Genomic DNA, 19621 nt, shown 5'->3' with positions numbered 1-19621 from the left:
GTTAGGTGCCAGACGAGATGGAGGCTGACCATGCGAGGTGGCGGGATCATCGGAGTCGTCGTACTGATCTGGTTGCTGATCGGTGTGGTGGCTGCCTACCAGCGCGAATACTTCAAGACGTCTGAAAACAATTGCGCTACGGCGGGAACGATCGCTCTAACCGTCGTCGCCGGTCCGTTGAATTACGCGGGTGTCAACCCAAAGGTCACGAACTGCAACATTCCCGAGCCGAGTCAGTAGCCAACGGGTACTCACTCGATCACCAACACAAGGAGGTCAAGATGATCGCCATCGGAGTCATACTCCTCATCCTGGGACTGATTTTCAGCGTCCCGATTCTCACCTACATCGGCGTGGTCGCCATCGTCGTAGGCGCGGTGTTCTGGCTGCTGGGCGCGGCCGGACACGCGGTCGGCGGAAGACGCGTCTGGTACTAACGTCGCTCGGCTGAGCCGAGAGCCGCCACGGTCATCGCACGCAGAACTGCGCGCGATGACCGTGTCGTTTCTGGAGCAGTGACCTGTTTGAGGCTGTGGGGTGTGGAGTTCAACAACCCGAAGGTGGCATGCGCCATCAACCGGGCGTCCGCTTCCCCGAGTGCCGGGTCGAGGTCACGCAGCACCTGCACCCATATCTCCACGTATTGCCGCTGCGACTTGCGGACCTGACGCTTCGCCGGCGCGGGGAGATGCCCGAGGTCGCGATCCTGGATCCGAATCAGATCCGATTCACCCAGCGCGAAGTCCAAGTGGAAGTCGATCAGCCCGTCGAGGGCATCCGCAGCGCTGGGAGCGGCGTCGACCACGCCTTTTGCACCGGCGAGCAGCCGGGCGCTGATGCCCACCAGCAGTTCCACCAGAAGGGCTTCCTTGTTGGGGAAGTGGCGGTAGATCGCCGGCCCGCTCACCCCTGCCGCGGCGCCGATGTCCTCCAGCCGTACGGCGAGGAATCCGCGTTCGGCCACCAGTCGTTCCGCGGCGGCGATCAGTTGGGAGCGCCGGTCCGACTTCGCCTTGCTGCGCCGCGTCGTGGGCGTGGTCGACGTCGCCATGGGCGCCTCCCGCCAGCTGGTAGACATTTCGGTTAATCGTCACTAACATACCATCAGTTAGTCGTCATTAACTCAACTGAACGGGTACGGCATTTGTCTACGCGGGTATCGCATCGCGAGCAGCACCTCACCTTGGTGGCCGAGTTGCGCTCCAAGCTGTCCACCGCCGCGCTCGGAGGGTCGGCCCGCGCCAGGGAGCGCCACGTCAGCCGGGGCAAGTTGCTCCCGCGCGACCGGGTCGACGGCCTTCTCGATCCGGGAAGCGCATTTCTGGAGTTGGCGCCGCTTGCCGCCGACGGCATGTACGACGACGAATGCCCCGGCGCCGGCCTCATCGCCGGCATCGGAAGGGTGTCGGGTCGCGAGTGCATGATCGTGGCCAATGACGCGACGGTCAAGGGCGGCACCTACTACCCGATCACCGTCAAGAAACATCTACGCGCACAAGAGATTGCAGGCCAGAACCGGCTGCCGTGCGTCTACCTCGTGGACTCCGGTGGCGCATTCCTGCCGCGTCAGGACGAGGTTTTTCCCGACCGTGAGCACTTCGGCCGGATCTTCTTCAATCAGGCCAACCTCAGCGCCGACGGCATCCCACAGATCGCCGCCGTGCTCGGATCCTGCACCGCCGGTGGCGCATACGTGCCCGCGATGAGTGACGAGGCCGTCATCGTGCGCAACCAGGGCACCATCTTCCTCGGCGGACCGCCGCTGGTGAAGGCCGCGACCGGCGAGGTGGTCACCGCCGAGGACCTCGGCGGTGGCGACCTACATTCCAAGGTCTCCGGCGTCACCGATCACCTTGCGCACGACGACCGCGACGCCCTGCGCATCGTGCGGCGGATCGTGAGCACGCTCGGCCCGCGCACCGCCACGCCGTGGGACGTCACGCCGACGGTCGAGCCGATCGCCGACCAGAGCGAGTTGTACGACGTGGTTCCCATCGACTCCCGGGTGTCCTACGACGTGCACGAGGTGATCAACCGCATCGTCGATGGTGGCGAGTTCGCCGAGTTCAAGGCGGAGTACGGCTCGACGCTGGTCACCGGGTTCGCCCGCATCCACGGTCACCCCGTCGGCATCATCGCCAACAACGGCGTGCTGTTCGGCGAATCCGCCGTCAAGGGAGCGCATTTCATCGAATTGTGCGACAAGCGTCAGACACCGCTGCTGTTCCTGCAGAACATCGCGGGATTCATGGTGGGCCGCGATTACGAGGCAGGCGGCATCGCCAAGCATGGCGCCAAGATGGTCACCGCCGTCGCATGCGCGCGCGTACCGAAGCTGACGGTGGTGATCGGTGGCTCGTACGGCGCAGGCAATTACTCGATGTGCGGGCGGGCGTATTCGCCGCGCTTCCTGTGGATGTGGCCCAACGCCAGGATCTCGGTGATGGGCGGCGAGCAGGCCGCCTCCGTGCTGGCAACCGTCCGTGGCGACATGACCGCCGAGGAGGAAGAGGCGTTCAAGGCGCCCATCCGCGAGCAATACGAGCACCAGGGCAACCCGTACTACTCCACGGCACGGCTGTGGGACGACGGCGTCATCGATCCCGCCGACACCAGAACGGTGGTCGGCCTGGCACTTTCGGTCGTTGCACAGGCTCCGCTGGAGCCCGTGTCCTACGGCGTCTTCAGGATGTGACGAGATGACCTCCCAGACCTTTGACACCGTCCTCGTCGCCAACCGCGGCGAAATCGCCGTACGCGTCATCCGGACGTTGCGCGCCATGGGAATTCGCTCGGTTGCGGTGTTCAGCGACGCCGACGCCGGTGCCCGCCACGTCGCCGAGGCCGACGTCGCGGTTCGCATCGGCCCGGCCCCGGCACGGCAAAGCTATCTCGACGTCGACGCCGTCATCGCCGCCGCGCGCCGGACGGGCGCGCAAGCCGTGCACCCTGGCTACGGATTCCTCTCGGAGAACGCCGAATTCGCCGCGGCACTGCAGTCCGCGGGCATCGCCTTCATCGGCCCACCCGTGGGCGCCATCCGCACCATGGGTGACAAGATCGCCGCCAAGGCCGCCGTCTCGGCGTTCGGCGTGCCGGTGGTGCCGGGCATCTCACGGCCCGGCCTCACCGACGACGATCTGATCGGCGGTGCCGGCGACGTCGGCTATCCCGTGCTGGTGAAGCCGTCGGCCGGCGGTGGCGGCAAGGGCATGCGGGTGGTGCACCGCGCCGCCGACCTGCCGGCCGCGCTCGTCAGCGCGCGTCGTGAGGCTGCCGCGGCGTTCGGCGACGACACGTTGTTCTTGGAGCGGTTCGTGTTGAACCCCAGGCACATCGAGGTCCAGGTACTCGCCGACGGTTACGGCAACGTCGTGCATCTCGGTGAGCGCGAATGCAGCCTGCAACGCCGCCACCAGAAGGTGATCGAGGAGGCGCCGTCGCCGCTGCTGGATCCTGAAACCCGCGCGCGCATCGGGACCGCGGCGTGCGACACCGCCCGCAGCGTGGACTACACGGGCGCAGGGACCGTCGAGTTCATCGTCTCCGCCGACCGGCCCGACGAGTTCTTCTTCATGGAGATGAACACGCGGCTGCAGGTGGAGCACCCGGTCACGGAGATGGTCACCGGCGTCGACCTCGTCGAACAACAGATCCGCATCGCGGCAGGCGACAAGTTGCCCCTCGCCCAGGATGACGTCGTGATGACCGGGCACGCCATCGAGGCGCGCGTCTACGCCGAGGACCCCGCCCACGGCTTCCTGCCGACCGGCGGCGACGTCCTCGCCGTCGTTGAGCCGTCCGGACCGGGCGTCCGGGTGGATTCCGGAATCCTCGCAGGCACGGTCGTCGGCAGCGACTACGACCCAATGCTCGCCAAGGTCATCGCCCACGCCGGCGACCGGCCCGCCGCGCTACGGGCGCTGGATCGGGCGCTCGCCGACACCGCGGTACTGGGCGTCACCACCAACGTCGACTTCCTGCGGTTCCTGCTGACGGACCCGGACGTCGCCGCAGGCCGGCTCGACACCGGGCTGCTGGACCGCCGAACCCCCGACTATCTCGGCACCGACGCCGGCGACGACGAGCTCATCGCGGCCGCCGCTCACCACTGGCTGTCACGCTGGCCGCTCGCCGCGCGCGACCTCTGGGACGTCCCCTCCGGCTGGCGGATGGGGGAGCGCGCACCCGTCACGGCGCGGCTGCGCGCCGGGGAGCGCACCGACCACGTCCACCTGACGGGCACGCCGGCCAACGCCACCGCGCGCATCGAGGACGGCGAAAACCGCACGCTGCGAGCCACTCTCGATGGCGACCGGCTCACCGTCACCCTCGACGGACTACGCACCGACTATGTGGTCGCGGCGTCCGACGGCCGGATCTGGATGTCCGGGGCGGGACGCACCACGGTGGTCGAGGAGGTCCGGGAGCCACCGGTCCGCGCCGACGACGCGCACAGCGGCGATGCCGAACTCGTCAGCCCAATGCCGGGTTCGGTAGTAGCGATCGGCACGGAGAACGGGTCGGCGGTGACGGTCGGCACCGTCGTCGTCACCATCGAGGCGATGAAGATGGAACATCAGCTCAAGGCGCCCGTCGACGGCGCCGTCGAACTACTCGTCGCCGTCGGCGACCAGGTCAAGGTGGGGCAGGCGCTGGCCCGCATCACCGCAGCAACGGAGGAGACCCAGTCATGAGCGACTTTCTTTCCACGGGCACCTTGCCCGACCACTACGAGCAGTTGGCCAAGACGGTGCGCGACTTCGCCCAGAGCGTCGTCGCGCCGGTCGCCGCCAAGCACGACGAGGAGCACTCGTTCCCGTACGAGGTCGTCTCGGGCATGGCCGACATGGGACTGTTCGGTCTGCCGTTCCCCGAGGAGTACGGCGGCATGGGCGGCGACTACTTCGCGCTGTGCCTGGCACTGGAGGAGCTGGGCAAGGTCGACCAGAGCGTGGCCATCACGCTGGAGGCCGGTGTGTCGCTGGGCGCGATGCCGGTGTACCGGTTCGGCAACGAGGAGCAGAAGGCGGAGTGGCTGCCGCTCCTGGCCAGTGGCAAGGCGCTGGGCGCCTTCGGCCTCACCGAGGCGGGCGGCGGCACCGATGCGGGCGCCACCAAGACCACCGCCAAGCTGGACGACGGACACTGGGTGATCAACGGCTCCAAGCAGTTCATCACCAACTCCGGCACCGACATCACGAAGCTCGTCACGGTCACTGCGGTCACCGGGGAATCCGGTGGCAAGAAGGAGATCTCGTCGATCCTGGTGCCGGTGCCCACCGAGGGCTTCACCGCGGAGCCGGCGTACAACAAGGTCGGCTGGAACGCCTCGGACACGCATCCGCTGAGCTTCGACGACGTGCGGGTGCCGCAGGAGAACCTGCTGGGCGAGCGTGGCCGCGGGTACGCGGGCTTCCTGCGGATCCTCGACGAGGGCCGCATCGCCATCGCCGCCCTGTCGGTCGGTGCGGCGCAGGGCTGCGTCGACGAATGCGTCAAGTACGCCAAGGAGCGCGAGGCGTTCGGCTCGGCGATCGGTACGTACCAGGCTATCTCGTTCAAGATCGCCAGGATGGAGGCCCGCGCGCACACCGCCCGCACCGCCTACTACGACGCCGCGGCGCTCATGCTCGCAGGCAAGCCGTTCAAGAAGGCCGCCGCGATCGCCAAGCTGGTTGCCAGCGAGGCCGCGATGGACAACGCGCGCGACGCCACCCAGGTCTTCGGCGGCTACGGGTTCATGAACGAGTACCCGGTGGCCCGTCACTACCGCGACAGTAAGATCCTCGAAATCGGCGAGGGCACAACGGAAGTGCAGCTCATGCTGATCGCGCGGGAAGCCGGCTTGTGACCGAGAAGCGTGTGATCGTCCAGCGCGGTTTGTGGTTCGAGGAGTTCGAGCCTGGGGTCATCTACCAGCACCGGCCCGGGCGCACCATCACCGAGGCGGACAACGTGCTGTTCACCACGCTGACGATGAACACCCAGGCCCTGCACCTGGACGCGGCGTTCGCCGAGACGCAGGAGCCGTTCCGCCAGCGCCTGGTCAACTCGATGTTCACGCTGTCGACGCTGGTCGGTCTGTCGGTGGCACAACTGACACAGGGCACCATCGTCGGCAATCTCGGCTTCGGCGAGGTGGCGTTCCCCAAGCCGCTGTTCCACGGCGACACCCTGTACGCCGAGAGCGAGGTACTCGAGAAGCGCGAGTCCAAGAGTCGGCCGGGGGAGGGTATCGTCACGTTCTCGCACGTGGGTCGCAACCAGCACGGCGATGTGGTCGCGACCGCGTCGCGAAAGACCATGCTGCGCAAGCGTCCCACCGACACCGAGGAGTCTTGATGGCGCTCGACCAGACCGGGCCCGGCTGGCTGTTCTGCCCGGCCGACCGACCGGAGCGCTTCGAGAAGGCAGCGGCCGCAGCCGACGTGGTGATCCTCGATCTGGAGGACGGGGTCGCGGCGAAGGACCGGGAGGCCGCGCGCGCTGCGCTGATCGAGACGCCGCTGGACCCGCGTCGCACCGTGGTGCGCATCAACCCGGTCACCACACCCGACCACGAACTCGACCTGAAGGCGCTGGCGGCCACCGAGTACACCACCGTGATGCTGGCCAAGACCGAGTCGGCCGAGCAGGTAGCCTCCCTGGCCCCGCTCGACGTCGTCGCGCTGATCGAGACGCCGTTGGCTGCGCTCCTGCTGACCGAGTTGGTCCGGGTCGACAACGCCTTCGCCGTCATGTGGGGCGCCGAGGACCTGTTCGCCGTGCTTGGCGGAACCGCCAACCGCTGGCCGGACGGGAGCTACCGCGACGTGGCCAAGCACGTGCGGTCGCAGACGCTGCTCGCCGCCAAGGCGTACGGCCGGATGGCCCTGGACTCGGTGTACCTCGACATCAAGGACCTCGACGGCCTGCGCGCCGAATCCGACGACGCCGTGGCCGTCGGGTTCGACGCCAAGGTCGCCATCCATCCCACCCAGGTCGCGGTCATCCGGGCCGCCTACGCACCCACCGACGACCAGCTGCAATGGGCGCGACACGTGCTCGACGCAGCCCGCGATGCACGCGGCGTCTTCCAATACGACGGCCTGATGGTCGATGCCCCGGTACTGCGCCGCGCCGAGCGCATCGTCGCGTTGGGGCCGGACGCTCACCCCTGACGCATCGCTATGAGTGGGCGATCTCGAGTTCGCCCATCGGGGACCAGTCCGCACCCTCGATCTCCGTGTGGATGATCTTCGGGGTACGCATCAGAGCGGTCCGCATGGCCGCCAGACCCTCGCGGAAGTGCTCGGAGCCGACGTGGGCCGAGCCGGCTTCGGCGTCCCGGAACGCCTCGACGAGTACGTACTCGTTGGGATCATCGAGGCCTTGCGACCATTCGAACCAGAGATTGCCCGGCTCGGCGCGGGTCGCGTCGGTGAACGCGCGCGTCAGCGCCGGCCAGCGATTACGGCTCGATTCGTCGACCTGGAACTTGACCACGATGAATTTCACGATTGCTCCAATCCGATTGCGCCGGTGGATCAGTAGATGTTCGACGGGCGGATCATGCCTTCGGCGAGATCGCCGAAACCGGGTGCCATGATGGCGCCGGGCTGTCCGAAGATCTCCTCAACGACGGCGGTCTCGGTGGTGATGAGCAGGGCCGCGATGGATGCGGCGCTCTCCAGCGCGGCCCGGGTCACCTTGAACGGATCGATGATGCCCTCGTCGAACATGTCGCCGTATTCCCCTGTGAGGGCGTTGAATCCGTGACCGAGGGGTAGATCTGCCACGACGTCCACCACGTCGGAGCCTTCGAATCCGGCGTTGATCGCGATCCAGCGCAGCGGCTCGGCGAGAGCTCGCCGAACCACATCACGGCCGATCGCCTCGTCACCGACGAGTTCCAACGCGTCGAGCGCCCGGTGCGCCTGCGCCAGCGCGGTTCCACCTCCGGACACGATGCCCGCTTCGAGTGCGGCCCTGGTTGCGGCGAGGGCGTCTTCGACGCGCAGCATGCGCTCCTTGAGTTCCACACTCGTCGCGCCGCCGACGCGGATCACCGCGACGCGACCGGTGAGCCGGGCAATGCGCAGGTCGAGGCTGTCCTGGTCGGCGTCGAGCTTGGCTCTTTCGCGTTGCGCTTCCAGTTGCGAAACCCGCGCCTCGATGAGATTCAGCTGACCGTGCGGTCCGACGATGGTGGTGTCGTTCTCCGTGGCGGTGAGACGGTCGCAAGAGCCGAGATGATCCCGGGTGATCTCTGTCAGTTCCACGCCGGTGTCCTTCGCGATGACGTGCCCGCCCAGCGCCACCGCCAGATCCTCCAGTTCGGCGACCCGGCGATGGCCGAAGCCGGGTGCACGCACCACCACCGACTGCATGGTCTTGTGCATGTTGCCACCGACCAGCAACTGCAGCGCCGGACCGTCGACGTCCTCGGCCACGACCACGAGGGGACGGTCGGCCCGCTTGGCCACCTCGATGGTGGGCATGATCTCTTGAACCTGGCTGATCTTCTTGTTGGTCAACAGGATCAGCGGATTGTTCAGTACGGCCTCCATGCGTTCGGGATCGGTGACCATGTACCCCGAGATGTAGCCGTGGTCGAACTCGATGCCGTCGACCACGTCGACCGCCATTCCGAGGGTGTCGCTCTCCTCGGTGGTCACGACACCCGACTTGCCGACGTGCTCGACCGCGCGTGCGATGACGTCGCCGATTGACTCGTCATCGCTGGCGGCCAGGGCCGCGATTCGGCGCAGGTCACTGCTGTCGCTGATTTCGACACTGTGGTCGCGCAGCGATTCGACGACGACCGGAATGGTGCGTTCGATGCCGCGTCGCACCCGCATCGGGTTCGCGCCGGCATCCACGGCACGAAGACCCTCGCGGACCATCGCCTGGGCGAGGACCGTCGCGGTGGTGGTGCCGTCGCCGACTACCCCGTTGGTCTTCATCGCCACTTCCTTGACCAATTGGGCGCCCATGTTCGCGAACGGATCCCGCAGCTGAATCTCCCTGGCAATCGTGACGCCGTCGTTGGTGATCGTCGGGGGACCGGTCAACTTCTCGAGAATGGCGTTGCGTCCCTTCGGCCCCAACGTCACCTTGACGGCGTCGGCGAGCGCATTGACACCGTGTTCGAGGCGGGCACGTGCATCGGAATTGAACCGCAGCTCTTTGGCCATGGTCGTGGTCCTTTCGTGTGGATTCGGTGGTGGCGTGGCTCAGGGAACGAGAATGGCGCGTCCGCGTACCCGGCCGGCGTCGAGGTCGTCGAGTGCCTGCTGGAACTCGTCGAGCGGGTATTTGGTGGTGTGCAAGGTGACCTTGCCCTGCGCGGCGAGAACCATCAGTTCCTGCAGGTCGTTGTAGGAGCCGACGAGGTTGCCGATGAAGTTGATCTCCGTCGAGATCACGTCGATCGTTGGCACGTCGATGTTTTCGCCGTACCCGACCACGTAGTAGCTGCCTGCTCGTCGAAGCATGGCGATGCCTTCTCGCGTCGCGCCGCCCTCACCGACGAAGTCGAGGACCGCCTCGGCGCCGTGACCTCCGGTGAGGTCGAGGATCTGCTGGACGTGGCTGCCGTCGGCCACGATGCCGCGATCGGCGCCGACGTTCACCGCCAGGGCGACGGCATCGGGATTGCGGTCGACGACCACCACCGTCACCCCCGATATCGCCTTGAGTACCTGAATTCCGATGTGTCCCAAGCCGCCAGCGCCGATGACGACGCATACGTCCCCTGGGTGCGTCGCGGCGGCGACCTTGGCGGCCGCGTGATACGCGGTCAGCCCCGCGTCGGCGAGTGCGGCGACGTCGGCGGGCTCGAGTGAATCGTCGATCCGAACGACGCTTCGTGCCGTGGTCCGCAGATACTCCGCGTAGCCGCCGTTGGTGTCGATGCCGGGGAAGGCATTGTTCTCGCAGTGCACGTCGTCACCGAAACGGCATGCCCGGCACAATCCGCAGGTGATCAGCGGATGCAGGATCACCTTGTCGCCGACCGCGACGTTGGTCACGGCGTCGCCGACGGCGTGCACCCAGCCGGCGTTCTCGTGACCGATGGTGTAGGGCAACTGCACGCCACTCTTGGCTTCCCACTGACCTTCGAGAATGTGAATGTCGGTGCGGCACACACCGGCACCGCCGATTCGGACGATGACGTCGAACGGGCCCTCGACGGTTGGCTCCGGAACGTCGGTCAATTGCAGTTTGGTGTGGTATCCGACGACCTGTACGGCTTTCACGGGATGCTCCTCTTGGTTCTGGTGTTCGTCACGATGGGGGCGCCGACGGTGTCGCCGTCGGCGTAGCGGGTGGCCAGCAGCCCACGGCAGAAGTGCGCATTGCCTTCCATCGAGATCCGTACGGACTTGGCGAACCGCAGCCGCAGCGGGACACGTTCGACGGGAATGGGTTTGCCGTCGTCGTCGACCAGGACGCGGCTGTTCGGACAATTGCTCAACCCGATGGCGAACCTGCGCCGCAGCAGGGCCGCCTTCGATCGTCCTTCGGGCAGCTCCCGCAGGGTCAGACGCTGAACGTGGTCGACGTCCATCGGCGTCTGGCGCATCAGCGATCCGATGGCCCGCTCCATCGCCGCGGAGTGAGCCTTGCGCCAGAACACGTTCCGCAACTCGGCGAGACTTTCCTGCGCTTCGTCGCCGAACGTGCCGAGATAGCCGGCATCCGCCGCGAGCCCGGTGTTGATCTTGTCGCTGTCGTGATGATCGTCGAGCAGGACCCGCACGTCGCCCGCGTGATCCACGTCGCGCACCGCGTCCAGCGCATCCGACGCCATCAGGTAGGCGAAGTTCGGTGAGCAGAACGCCGTCGGCAACCGCAAATGTATGGTCACACCACGATCGTCGATGTGTACGGATCGAACGAATCCCAGCTCGGTGATGGGTTCGTCGAGTTCAGGATCGGTGACCGTGGCCAGTGCCTGCAGAATCTCGGCCTCGACCGAGAGCAGCGCGGCGGTCATAGCGACACGCTCTCCTTGGCGCCGGCCGCCACCTCGACGCCGCCTTGCCCGGCCGGCTCCGCGAGGCGCAATTCGGCTGGGACGTCGATGTCGTACAGTGCGGCGGCGTTGAGTCCCAGGATCTTCCGCTTCTGTTCGACGGTGATCTGCGCGTACTCGCCGAGCATGTCCTCCGGGATCTGGAAGTCGACGAACTTCTCGATGAGCCACTTCGGTGTCCACAGCGCGTAGTCACTGGAGAAGAGGATCTTGTCCTCGCCGATCCAGTACAGCAGTTCGCCGATGATCTGCGCGAAGTAGCGAGGGCGCGTGTGGATGAAGGGGATGGCCACCGCGAGCCCGCCGTAGACGTTCGACTCCTGGGTGGCGATCCAGCAGAAGTCTTCGAGCCGGGGGAGACCGACGTGCTCGACGACGAAGTTCAACTCCAGGTAGTCGGTGGCCACCTTATCCACGTCGGCGACGTCGAAGGCGTCTCGGTCCAGCGGGCGGATCGTCGGCCCCTTGTGCACGTGAATGTTCTTGATGCCCAGCGTGATGCACTCTTCGAGGTATCGCCGCGACCACGCCTCGTCGAGCTTGTACCCCCGCGAATCGCCGTGCCATTCCGCGGTGTAGAGCTTGACGCCCTGCAGGTTCATCCGCTCGGCGTCGCGGCGCAACTGCTCCAAACCCGCTTCGCCGTACCGCGGGTCATAGGCGTGGTTGTAGGTCAGCTTGTCGGGGTGGCGTTGGGTGAGGCCGAACGCCTCCTCGGTTTGTCCGAAACCGGTGACGTAGAAGTCGCTCAACAGCGTGGCCTGGAAGATGGCGTGATCGACGTAGCCGTCGACGAACAGGTCCTTCATCAACCGGTCACCGCCGTAGTAGGTATATGTGTCGTAGTCCCACAACGCCTCTTCGGGACTGAGATTCTTGTGATAGTCGTAGAAGCAGTCGATGAACTGCCTGCCGTGCTCGTTCTTGTGGTTGGTGGCGCGGCCGTCCCACAGGTGGACGTGACCGTCGACGATGAAGTACTTTTGTCCGTCTTTCTGATACATCGTGAATCCCTTGGCTAGGTGTGTATTTGGTTAGGCGATCACTGGACGGTGAGGTCGAAACCGATGTATTCGGCGGCGTCCTCGGGGCTGGCGAACAGGATGGTCTTGTCGTCGAGATGCACCATGCGTCCGTAGTGCGTCGAGCTGATCTCCTCGAAGATGGAACCGTCGAAGTCCTGTCCGAGCGCTTCGGAGAGTTCGTCGTAGTCGAAGTCGAGCAGGCGCACACCGTCGACGCGAATCATCGACGGATACTCGGTGAGCTCGACACCGTCCTTGGCGCCCATCACCTCTGCCACGACCCGTCCGATGGGCGTGTTCATCAATGTCACGCCGCACATGTTGGAGAACTCGGTGGCTGATCCGAACTGCATGCTCATTTGGTCAACTCCTCGGGGATGTCGAGCTCGATTTCTTCGAGTAGGGCGGCGAACTTCGCGACGGCGGCGTCCAGGCTGGACGCGAACGTGACCGCCTTGTCGGCGGGCGTCGACCAGATCGGCTGCAGAGCGCGGGCGGCATCGAGGCAGCGCGGCACCCAGGTTCCCAGCCACTCGCCGAAGAGTGTTTTGTTCGTGGCGCCGTACTCGGGATCGCGGGCCAACAGCCGGAACAGGTTCCGGGTGTAGTTGAGGTCCCGGTCGTAGTCGTGTTCTCCGGTTCCGACGATCGTCGGCGTGATGTAGTCGCCGTTGCGGGCAGCGATCTGCATGACGAGTTCACTGCGGAACAGTGAGCCCACGAGTTGCTCGAACACGATGTTGGTGGCGAACAACAGCTGGCACCAATCCCCGACGGCCGTCAGCTGTTCGACGACCTGGCGGGTGGGCTGCCACTCCTGGGCGTCCTGCCACGCGTTGCGGTGCGCGCCACCGTCGAAGGCATCCGTGGCCTCGGCGAGGTCGAGGTTGAACAGCGCGAGATCTTGGGCGAAGCGCATCTTGTGCGCGGCGTTCACCGCCACCGCGGTGTTGATCATGTTGGTGGGCCCGGAACGCTGGATGGACGTGAACACGTGCAGCGCCAAACCGTTCTCGGCATGCATCCAGGCGCCGACGTTGCGTTCGATGAAGGTCAGCCAGGCCGAGTTCCAACCGTCGTAGACGCGGGCTCGCTTGGCGTTCTTCAGGCACAACTCCACTTGGCGAACCACCGCGGAGTTGTTCCGGTAGATGGTCTGGTTCCACTCCTCGTTCGGGTCCAGGAAGGCATGCCAGTTGGACGATTTCGCCGCCGTCCAGTCCTGCGGATATCCACCAGGCCCGTCACCGAAGCCGTAGATCCACCCCTGGGTCAGGTGCCGCTCCGGATCGGGTTGGACGTCGACCGTGACGTCCTCGTACATCGTCGCGCGCAGCTTGGCCGGCTTGAAGTACGAGTAGCTGCGACTCTTGGAGCTCGGGAAGTCGCGGGCACCGGCTTCGGAGTCGGTGAACTCGATCTTCGGAAAACTGCGTTCCTTGGGCTTTTCCGGGGCAGACATCGTGATTCCTTTCGGGCGGGCGGGCTGTTACTAGTCGAACAGTGGGCTGGTGAAGCTGTCGTAGAAGATCTGGTCCTTGGGCACTGAACTCCCGTCGAGGAAGACCAGTGCGGCGTCGACCATCGGCGGCGGTCCGCACAGGTACACCTCGGTCTTGGCGATGGTGGCCTCGTGGCGTGACACGACGTCGGTGACCATGCCTTCTTCGACGGTGACCGAGTCGGGTACCTCACCGTCGGCCGATTCGGACAGGCAGGCCACGAACTGGAAGTCGACCAAACCCTTGCCAAGTTGCCGGATTTCGTCGAGATAGAACAGGTCGGCCGCCGTGCGGGCACCGTAGTAGAACCGCACCGGGCGGGTGTTCTCGATCTGGTTCATGTGGCGTAGCAGCGACAGGATGGGAGCCATTCCCGCGCCGCCGCCGATGCAGACCACCGGTAGGACGTGTCCCTCCTTGAGGGTGAAGGACCCGTAGGGCCCGGTGAGCGAGAGTTCGTCACCGGCGCGGAGCTGGCCATCCAGCAGCGCCGAGAACTTGCCGCCGGGATACTTCTTGATCAGGAACTCGACCTCGTCGGTGGACGACGGGGTCGTCGCCATCGAGAATGAGCGGTGTTCCTCGGTGCCCGGGATGTGCAGGTCGGCATATTGGCCTGGCTTGAAGTCGAATTCGTCCGGCTCGAGCGGTGTCAGCCGCAGCGACACGATGTCGCGCGTCATGGGTCGTATTGCGGCGATTCGGGTTCGGACGTTCTGGATCGGGATTCCGCCGAGGAGTTCGTCTTCGTCGAAGTTCAGGAGTTCGATCGTGCAGTCGCTGAACGCATGTGACCGACACAGCAGCACGTAGCCCTCGTCGACCTCGGAGTCGTTGCACGCGAAGGTGGAGTAGTTCTCCATCTGAATGTCGCCCTCGAGCACATAGGACTTGCAGGCGGAGCAACGGCCTTCCCGGCAGCCGTGCATCAGGTGGATGCCTTGCCGGAAGGCGGCGTCGAGGATGTTCTCGTCCTCGCCGACCTCCATTTCGAGGTTGACCGGGTCGAAGTTGATCTTGTGTGAATCCGCCATGGATGCTCCTGTTCGGGGGATTTGTGGAGTGTGAGCCGCGGTGAGCGCGGCTCACACTCCACAAATCGCGTTCGTTAGACCGTTGCGCCGGCGCGGTACGCCGCGACGTGCGCGTTGCGCTCGTCGTCGGTCATCTGATTCAGCAGCACGTTCGGGCTGTTGAACGTGTTGCCGCGCACGTCGTCGAGCGTCCACATCTTCTGCGGATCCAGATTCAGATGCGGTTGACCCACGAGGGTCTTCCCGTCGTCCCTGACGTAGCCGAGGTCGCTCACGATGTCGGCGAGGTCCTTGCCGTGATGCAGCGTCTCCCACTCCCGGAAGCCGGTGAGCCGCCCCATGTTCGGGGTCGGCCGGCCCTCGTACTCGTCCCGGAACGCCGTCGCGTCGGTCCAGTGGCAGGTCTCCGAGCAGTAGGTCCGCCACTGGCCGTCGACCTTGTCGACGACCATGTCCTCGCGGATCAGGGCGGGCACCATGCACGTCCAGCAGCGGTGCGGGTACTCGTAGCCGACCTCTTCGAAGGCGATGGGCTTGTTGCGGCCGGGGTACGCCAACCGGTTGTAGGCCTCCCACCACTTGCCATACTTGGAGTACCAGCCCGGGTACTTGTGTTCGAACCACTCGAAGTCGGTGTCGGTCATGGTGTCGATGCGCCAGTAGTTGACTGGCCAACCGGTGGCGAAGAACCTGGCGACCTCGTGGACGTAGCCCTTCTCGGTGATGCGCTTCCACGCTTCCTCGACCAGGTCGTGGGGGATGGTAAGCCCGTACTTCTCAAGCGGCAGAAGGTAACTGCGGTAGTAGTCGTCGTAGATCCAGCGACGCCACATCTCGGCGTAGCTCTCCCGGTCCTTGCGGCGGTCCTTGGTGCCGTACTCGATGAACGTTCCGATCGCCGCGTCGACCACGCAGTGGTTGTTCCACCACGCATAGCGCAGGTCGCGCTCCAACAGTGGCCGGTTGCGTTCATCCGCCAGCGCCATCAGCAGGATGGAGTAGCCGTTGGAGATGTGCCGCGACTCGTCGGACTGGACCGAGTGGAACACCGTCGGCAGCAGGTAGTCGCCGTTGGCCGCTGCCTCGTCGGGCATCGCCACGAAAAGCGTATTGGTGAAGGCGGTTTCAGCGACCACCGTGAGGTAGATGTTCGCCGCGGTGATGGCGTCACCGGTGATGAAGCCCTCGCCGAACTGCCGGCCGATGGTGCCCGCGTAGTTGTTCGCGAACGCCTTCTCCGTCATGTCGAAACCCGCGGGGTCGATGTAGTTGTTCATGTAGAGCTTCTTGAGGTTCATCTGGATCGTCGAGTGGCGAACCTCGTCGATCATCTGAACCGCGAGCCCGTTGTGGATTTCCGGGTTCGGCACCGCATCGATGGCCATCGGCATCGCCCTGGCCGCGGAAATCTCGGGAAAGGGGATGATCGACAGGAACAACTTCTGCCACTCGAGCCACCGCTGCTGGACCTGCCGAAACATGTTGCCGCGGATGGCGCCGTCCATGGCCCCGTAGACGCGGTTGTCCTTCTCTTCCTCCATCGGGAAGTAGGAGCGCATGATCTGCTTGAGCGGATCCTTCTTGGGCGCCTTCTCGAACGTGTAGTCGGTGCCGAACCGAGTTGCCGGGGTCGCGAACGTCGGTTCCCAGGTCAGTTCGCTGATCTTCGCGTGCGCCTTGGTCAGGCTTTGTCTGCTCAACACGAGCCTCCTGATAGATGGGCCATCGTTCACCGGGGTTGGAGGACGATGCGCGATCGATGTAACCGTGTGGCGTGGCACACAGGCGTCTCACTCTGAGACGGGCATCACATCGGGAGATTGGCACTCGGATTCTCAAATTGAGACGCCGCGGTCGGTCGGCGTGCCTACGCTGCCGGTGGTAGCCCTTCAGGACCGAGGTACAGCCACCATGGTCAAAGACGCCGACACAGCGGTCGGTGCCCGGCGTGCGAGGGAACAGTTCCTCACGGCAGGCGCGCTGAGTGCCGATACCGTCGCGCCCGCCGTGCTCAGTTCATGGCGCCGCTCGCGCGACCTGCACGTACATCCCGACCGGGTGGAGTTGCCCTTCGTGCGCGAGCCCGACACCGACACCCCGCTCACCCACGCAGCTGCACCGGTGCTGCGCCGGATTGCCGAGGATCTCTCGGCCCAAGCCGTGAGCGTCGTCCTGACCTCCGCCGACGGACTAATCCTCGACAGGATCGCGGCCGACGCCAAGATCGAGCGGATGCTCGACGACGTCCGTCTAGCCAGGGGCTACAGCTACGCCGAGCAGTTCGCAGGCACGAACGGCATCGGTACCACGCTGGAGACCGGAAAGCCGGCGTTCATCCAGGGCAGTGAGCATTACGTCGGAACACTGGGGCGCCTTGCCTGTGCGGGGGCGCCCATCCGGGAGCCCGTTACCCGGCGGATCCTTGGCGTGATCGATCTGACCTGCTGGGCGAAGCAGGCGGATCCGTTGCTCTTCGTGCTCGCCAAGAGCGCAGGGAGCCAGATCGAGGATCGCATCTGCGCGATGAACAACGAGACCGAGACCGCATTGCTCGACGCCTACCTCAAGCAGAGCCGCCGGTATCCGGCCGGCGTTCTGGCGATCGGCGGCGACGTCGTGCTCATGAATCCCTACCTCCGACAGGCCCTGAACGCCGCCGATCAGACTGCCCTTCTGGACCACGCCTCGGAGATGACACGGTCGTCGTTGGCGACGACGGTGGTGGCCACCCTGCCCAGCGGCACGTCGGTGAAGTTGTCGACTGCCGAACGCATCGCGGTTCGCGTCCGCAGTGACAGCGTCGTGTTGCACGTGTCACTGCACGTCACCGAGCGGACTCCGGCGCGTGCGGGTCGGCCGATCCCACGATTGGCCGGCCGAAGCAGCTCCTTCCGGCGGAGCTGTCAGCAGGTAGAACGCTGCGTCCGTGATCGGGAGTGGGTGGTGATCGAGGGCGAGCGTGGTTCAGGAAGGACACGGCTTGGCCAATCGGTCGCGCAGTACGTCAGCCCCGAGCGCACGATCCGTGTCTTGCGGGCCGAGTCCTTCGACACCGCAGAGGATTTCGTCGCCGAATTCGAGGCGGAGACGGATGATGACGACTTCGCCGTCATCGTCGCCGATGTCGACGGCCTCGCCGACGAAGTGCTGGAGCCGCTGGCCGCCGTGATGCAGACGCGGGCTGGTCGCGGCTGGATCGCAGCGACCACGAGTACCGAGCGAAACTCACCGCTGGTGGACATGCTCGTGCTGCCCTTCTTCACCCACACCGTGACGGTTCCCGCGCTGCGCCACCGGATCGAGGACCTCGAAGACCTCGTTCCCATGCTGCTCACTGAGTTGACGCGCGGCGAGGTGCGCATGGACGGCGAGGCGATGCGGCAACTCGGCAAGCTGCCGTGGCCGGGCAACGTTGCGCAGTTGCGCGGTGTGTTGGCAGAGACGGTCGGGCGACAGCGATCGGGCGTGATCGGAGTCGACAAGCTGCCCGCCGAGTGCAGTTCGCTGGCTCGCCGCAAGCTCACCCGAATGGAGGCGCTGGAGCGCGACGCCATCGTCCGCAGCCTCTCGGAGAACGACGGCAGCAAGGCCGATGCCGCCGAGGCGCTGGGCATGTCCCGAGCCACGATCTACCGCAAGATCAAGGACTTCGGTATTGCGTGATGCCACGGACGCTCGTGGCGGGGGCCTGGCACTTCGCAAGCAGGTGCCTGAAACGCCGAGCGGTTCATGCGCTCGTGGTCCAGGTCACGGCATAATGGTGGGAGCCCCAGTACTGCGGCGAGCAGAGCGCATCGTCCAGCTAGCGCCACACCCCGGCAGCTAGCGGAGAGCCCTCACACCAGAGGGCCCTCGCCCTGACCACCTCGGTGCTGAGCACCTCAGTCGCCTGACGGCGCAACATGCCGTCAGTGACCCTAGGAGGCGGTATGGCCGGGTCCATTCAGGCACCCTCGACGCCCATCGGCGTCGAGTTGGAGCCGATTCAACTCATCGCGCCGGACGGCACGCCCACGGCCGAAACCCGATACCGAAGAGACCTCCCGCCCGAGACTCTGGGCTGGCTCTACGAGAGCATGGTCGTCACCCGCGAGCTCGACACCGAGTTCGTGAACCTGCAGCGGCAGGGCGAACTGGCCCTGTTCGCCTCCTGCCGCGGTCAGGAGGCCGCCCAGATCGGGGCTGCGGCATGCCTGCGCAAGACCGACTGGCTGTTTCCGCAGTACCGCGAGATCGGTGCGTTCCTGCTCCGCGGGATCACGCCTGCGCAGATGGCCGCGGTCTGGCGTGGCCGCTGGCACGGCGGGCTGGGCTTCACCAAGAAGTGCTGTGCACCCATAGCCGTTCAGATCGGCACCCAGGGTCTGCACGCGGTCGGCGCGGCGATGGCCGCTCAGCGGCTCGGCGAGGACTCGGTGACCGTGGCGTTCCTCGGCGACGGGGCGACGTCGGAGGGTGACGTCCACGAGGCGCTCAACTTGGCGACGGTTTTCGCCGCGCCGTGCGTCTTCTTCGTGCAGAACAATCAGTGGGCCATCTCGACACCGGTGGCTCACCAGTTGGCGGGCCCGTCGATCGCGCACCGGGCCATCGGCTACGGGATGCCGGGAATTCGGGTGGACGGCAACGACGTCCTGGCCTGCTACGCGGTGATGGCGGAGGCCGCGCAACGGGCGCGCAGCGGCGGCGGGCCGACGTTGATCGAGGCGGTCACGTATCGGATGGGACCGCACACCACGTCCGACGACCCGACGCGCTACCGCAGCGACGACGACGTACGACATTGGCGGGCACGGGATCCGATCGACCGATATCGGACGTACCTGCACACCACGGGTGGCTGGACCGAGCGGCTCGAGGAGCGCACCGCGGCCAGGTCGCAACGGCTGCGGTCCGAGCTGCGCGACGCGGTGATCAACACGCCCGACGTCGACGTCGCCGAGGTATTCGACACGGTGTATCACGACATCACCCCCGAGCTGATGCGTCAACGCGACGAGCTGGCAACCGAATTGGCGAAGGAGGGGTGAGATGACA

19 protein-coding genes are annotated in these 19621 nt (G+C 65.7%); 9 read left to right on the top strand and 10 right to left on the bottom strand.

Annotated elements, in window-relative coordinates:
• The first annotated feature begins 30 nt into the window (after nt 1–30).
• Together N536_RS0116600 and N536_RS42625 are read left to right on the top strand one after the other, a co-directional pair.
• Nucleotides 31–240, top strand: coding sequence for a hypothetical protein (locus N536_RS0116600; protein ID WP_029114625.1), 210 nt, complete (start codon nt 31–33; stop codon nt 238–240).
• 41 nt (nt 241–281) lie between these two features.
• Nucleotides 282–437 carry a DUF6131 family protein gene (locus N536_RS42625; RefSeq protein WP_197040155.1) on the top strand — a complete coding sequence of 52 codons (156 nt, stop codon included), beginning with the start codon at nt 282–284 and terminating at the stop codon, nt 435–437.
• Here N536_RS42625 and N536_RS0116590 read toward each other — a convergent pair.
• Complete coding sequence (locus N536_RS0116590; RefSeq protein ID WP_155948630.1) at nt 434–1051, bottom strand: TetR/AcrR family transcriptional regulator; 618 nt, start codon at nt 1049–1051, stop codon at nt 434–436. The genes N536_RS42625 and N536_RS0116590 overlap by 4 nt on opposite strands.
• 93 nt (nt 1052–1144) lie before the next feature.
• Between N536_RS0116590 and N536_RS0116585 the strand changes: the two genes are divergently transcribed.
• Genes N536_RS0116585 through N536_RS0116565 form a run of 5 tightly spaced genes read left to right on the top strand, consistent with a single transcriptional unit; the run spans nt 1145 to nt 7163 of the window.
• Complete coding sequence (locus N536_RS0116585) at nt 1145–2695, top strand: carboxyl transferase domain-containing protein (RefSeq protein ID WP_029114623.1); 1551 nt, start codon at nt 1145–1147, stop codon at nt 2693–2695.
• Nucleotides 2696–2699: 4 nt separating this feature from the next.
• A complete protein-coding gene (locus N536_RS0116580) occupies nt 2700–4697 on the top strand; it encodes an acetyl/propionyl/methylcrotonyl-CoA carboxylase subunit alpha (RefSeq protein ID WP_029114622.1) in 1998 nt (665 codons plus the stop codon).
• A complete protein-coding gene (locus N536_RS0116575) occupies nt 4694–5854 on the top strand; it encodes an acyl-CoA dehydrogenase family protein (RefSeq protein ID WP_029114621.1) in 1161 nt (386 codons plus the stop codon). The genes N536_RS0116580 and N536_RS0116575 overlap by 4 nt, the downstream gene beginning before the upstream one ends.
• The gene (locus N536_RS0116570) at nt 5851–6345 is read left to right on the top strand and encodes a MaoC family dehydratase (RefSeq protein WP_029114620.1); all 495 of its coding nucleotides are present in this window, start codon (nt 5851–5853) and stop codon (nt 6343–6345) included. Before N536_RS0116575 ends, N536_RS0116570 begins: the two co-directional genes overlap by 4 nt.
• The gene (locus tag N536_RS0116565; RefSeq protein WP_029114619.1) at nt 6345–7163 is read left to right on the top strand and encodes a CoA ester lyase; all 819 of its coding nucleotides are present in this window, start codon (nt 6345–6347) and stop codon (nt 7161–7163) included. Before N536_RS0116570 ends, N536_RS0116565 begins: the two co-directional genes overlap by 1 nt.
• Nucleotides 7164–7170: 7 nt before the next feature.
• On the opposite strand, the gene N536_RS0116560 is transcribed toward N536_RS0116565, so the two are convergent.
• The 9 genes from N536_RS0116560 to N536_RS0116520 all read right to left on the bottom strand — a co-directional run bounded on the left by N536_RS0116560 (nt 7171) and on the right by N536_RS0116520 (nt 16284).
• Nucleotides 7171–7500: a putative quinol monooxygenase gene (locus tag N536_RS0116560; protein ID WP_029114618.1), complete on the bottom strand. Its 330-nt coding sequence runs from the start codon at nt 7498–7500 to the stop codon at nt 7171–7173.
• Between the two features lie 29 nt (nt 7501–7529).
• Entirely contained in the window at nt 7530–9179 is a 1650-nt protein-coding gene (gene groL / locus N536_RS0116555; protein WP_029114617.1) for a chaperonin GroEL, read from the bottom strand.
• 39 nt (nt 9180–9218) lie between these two features.
• Nucleotides 9219–10244, bottom strand: a complete 1026-nt coding sequence (locus N536_RS0116550; RefSeq protein WP_029114616.1) for an NAD(P)-dependent alcohol dehydrogenase — start codon at nt 10242–10244, stop codon at nt 9219–9221.
• Nucleotides 10241–10984, bottom strand: a complete 744-nt coding sequence (locus tag N536_RS0116545; protein ID WP_029114615.1) for an iron-sulfur cluster assembly protein — start codon at nt 10982–10984, stop codon at nt 10241–10243. Before N536_RS0116545 ends, N536_RS0116550 begins: the two co-directional genes overlap by 4 nt.
• Nucleotides 10981–12027, bottom strand: a complete 1047-nt coding sequence (locus N536_RS0116540) for an amidohydrolase family protein (RefSeq protein WP_029114614.1) — start codon at nt 12025–12027, stop codon at nt 10981–10983. Before N536_RS0116540 ends, N536_RS0116545 begins: the two co-directional genes overlap by 4 nt.
• 38 nt (nt 12028–12065) lie before the next feature.
• Nucleotides 12066–12407: a propane 2-monooxygenase effector subunit MimD gene (mimD, locus tag N536_RS0116535; RefSeq protein ID WP_029114613.1), complete on the bottom strand. Its 342-nt coding sequence runs from the start codon at nt 12405–12407 to the stop codon at nt 12066–12068.
• Nucleotides 12404–13510, bottom strand: coding sequence for an aromatic/alkene monooxygenase hydroxylase subunit beta (locus N536_RS0116530; RefSeq protein WP_029114612.1), 1107 nt, complete (start codon nt 13508–13510; stop codon nt 12404–12406). Before N536_RS0116530 ends, mimD begins: the two co-directional genes overlap by 4 nt.
• A gap of 30 nt (nt 13511–13540) precedes the next feature.
• The gene (locus tag N536_RS0116525) at nt 13541–14584 is read right to left on the bottom strand and encodes a 2Fe-2S iron-sulfur cluster-binding protein (protein ID WP_029114611.1); all 1044 of its coding nucleotides are present in this window, start codon (nt 14582–14584) and stop codon (nt 13541–13543) included.
• Between the two features lie 74 nt (nt 14585–14658).
• Nucleotides 14659–16284, bottom strand: a complete 1626-nt coding sequence (locus tag N536_RS0116520) for a methane monooxygenase (RefSeq protein WP_029114610.1) — start codon at nt 16282–16284, stop codon at nt 14659–14661.
• A 211-nt stretch (nt 16285–16495) separates the two neighbouring features.
• On the opposite strand from N536_RS0116520, the gene N536_RS0116515 reads away from it, so the two are divergent.
• Both N536_RS0116515 and pdhA read left to right on the top strand, forming a co-directional pair.
• Nucleotides 16496–18247 carry a sigma-54-dependent Fis family transcriptional regulator gene (locus N536_RS0116515; RefSeq protein ID WP_029114609.1) on the top strand — a complete coding sequence of 584 codons (1752 nt, stop codon included), beginning with the start codon at nt 16496–16498 and terminating at the stop codon, nt 18245–18247.
• A 266-nt stretch (nt 18248–18513) separates the two neighbouring features.
• Nucleotides 18514–19614, top strand: coding sequence for a pyruvate dehydrogenase (acetyl-transferring) E1 component subunit alpha (gene pdhA, locus N536_RS0116510; RefSeq protein ID WP_029114608.1), 1101 nt, complete (start codon nt 18514–18516; stop codon nt 19612–19614).
• Nucleotides 19615–19621: the final 7 nt, after the last annotated feature.

The sequence above is a fragment of the Mycobacterium sp. URHB0044 genome, from assembly GCF_000620625.1.
Taxonomy (GTDB): domain Bacteria; phylum Actinomycetota; class Actinomycetes; order Mycobacteriales; family Mycobacteriaceae; genus Mycobacterium.
Note: the sequence above shows the minus strand (reverse complement) of the source record. Positions and strands in the feature narration are given on the sequence as shown.

Bases quoted from the DNA above. Each gene is read 5' to 3' on its own strand.
- N536_RS0116600 (WP_029114625.1), top strand. From the start codon at position 31: ATGCGAGGTGGCGGGATCATCGGAGTCGTCGTACTGATCTGGTTGCTG.
- N536_RS42625 (WP_197040155.1), top strand. From the start codon at position 282: ATGATCGCCATCGGAGTCATACTCCTCATCCTGGGACTGATTTTCAGC.
- N536_RS0116590 (WP_155948630.1), bottom strand. From the start codon at position 1,051: ATGGCGACGTCGACCACGCCCACGACGCGGCGCAGCAAGGCGAAGTCG.
- N536_RS0116580 (WP_029114622.1), top strand. From the start codon at position 2,700: ATGACCTCCCAGACCTTTGACACCGTCCTCGTCGCCAACCGCGGCGAA.
- N536_RS0116575 (WP_029114621.1), top strand. From the start codon at position 4,694: ATGAGCGACTTTCTTTCCACGGGCACCTTGCCCGACCACTACGAGCAG.
- N536_RS0116565 (WP_029114619.1), top strand. From the start codon at position 6,345: ATGGCGCTCGACCAGACCGGGCCCGGCTGGCTGTTCTGCCCGGCCGAC.
- groL (WP_029114617.1), bottom strand. From the start codon at position 9,179: ATGGCCAAAGAGCTGCGGTTCAATTCCGATGCACGTGCCCGCCTCGAA.
- N536_RS0116545 (WP_029114615.1), bottom strand. From the start codon at position 10,984: ATGACCGCCGCGCTGCTCTCGGTCGAGGCCGAGATTCTGCAGGCACTG.
- N536_RS0116540 (WP_029114614.1), bottom strand. From the start codon at position 12,027: ATGTATCAGAAAGACGGACAAAAGTACTTCATCGTCGACGGTCACGTC.
- mimD (WP_029114613.1), bottom strand. From the start codon at position 12,407: ATGAGCATGCAGTTCGGATCAGCCACCGAGTTCTCCAACATGTGCGGC.
- N536_RS0116530 (WP_029114612.1), bottom strand. From the start codon at position 13,510: ATGTCTGCCCCGGAAAAGCCCAAGGAACGCAGTTTTCCGAAGATCGAG.
- N536_RS0116525 (WP_029114611.1), bottom strand. From the start codon at position 14,584: ATGGCGGATTCACACAAGATCAACTTCGACCCGGTCAACCTCGAAATG.
- N536_RS0116515 (WP_029114609.1), top strand. From the start codon at position 16,496: ATGGTCAAAGACGCCGACACAGCGGTCGGTGCCCGGCGTGCGAGGGAA.
- pdhA (WP_029114608.1), top strand. From the start codon at position 18,514: ATGGCCGGGTCCATTCAGGCACCCTCGACGCCCATCGGCGTCGAGTTG.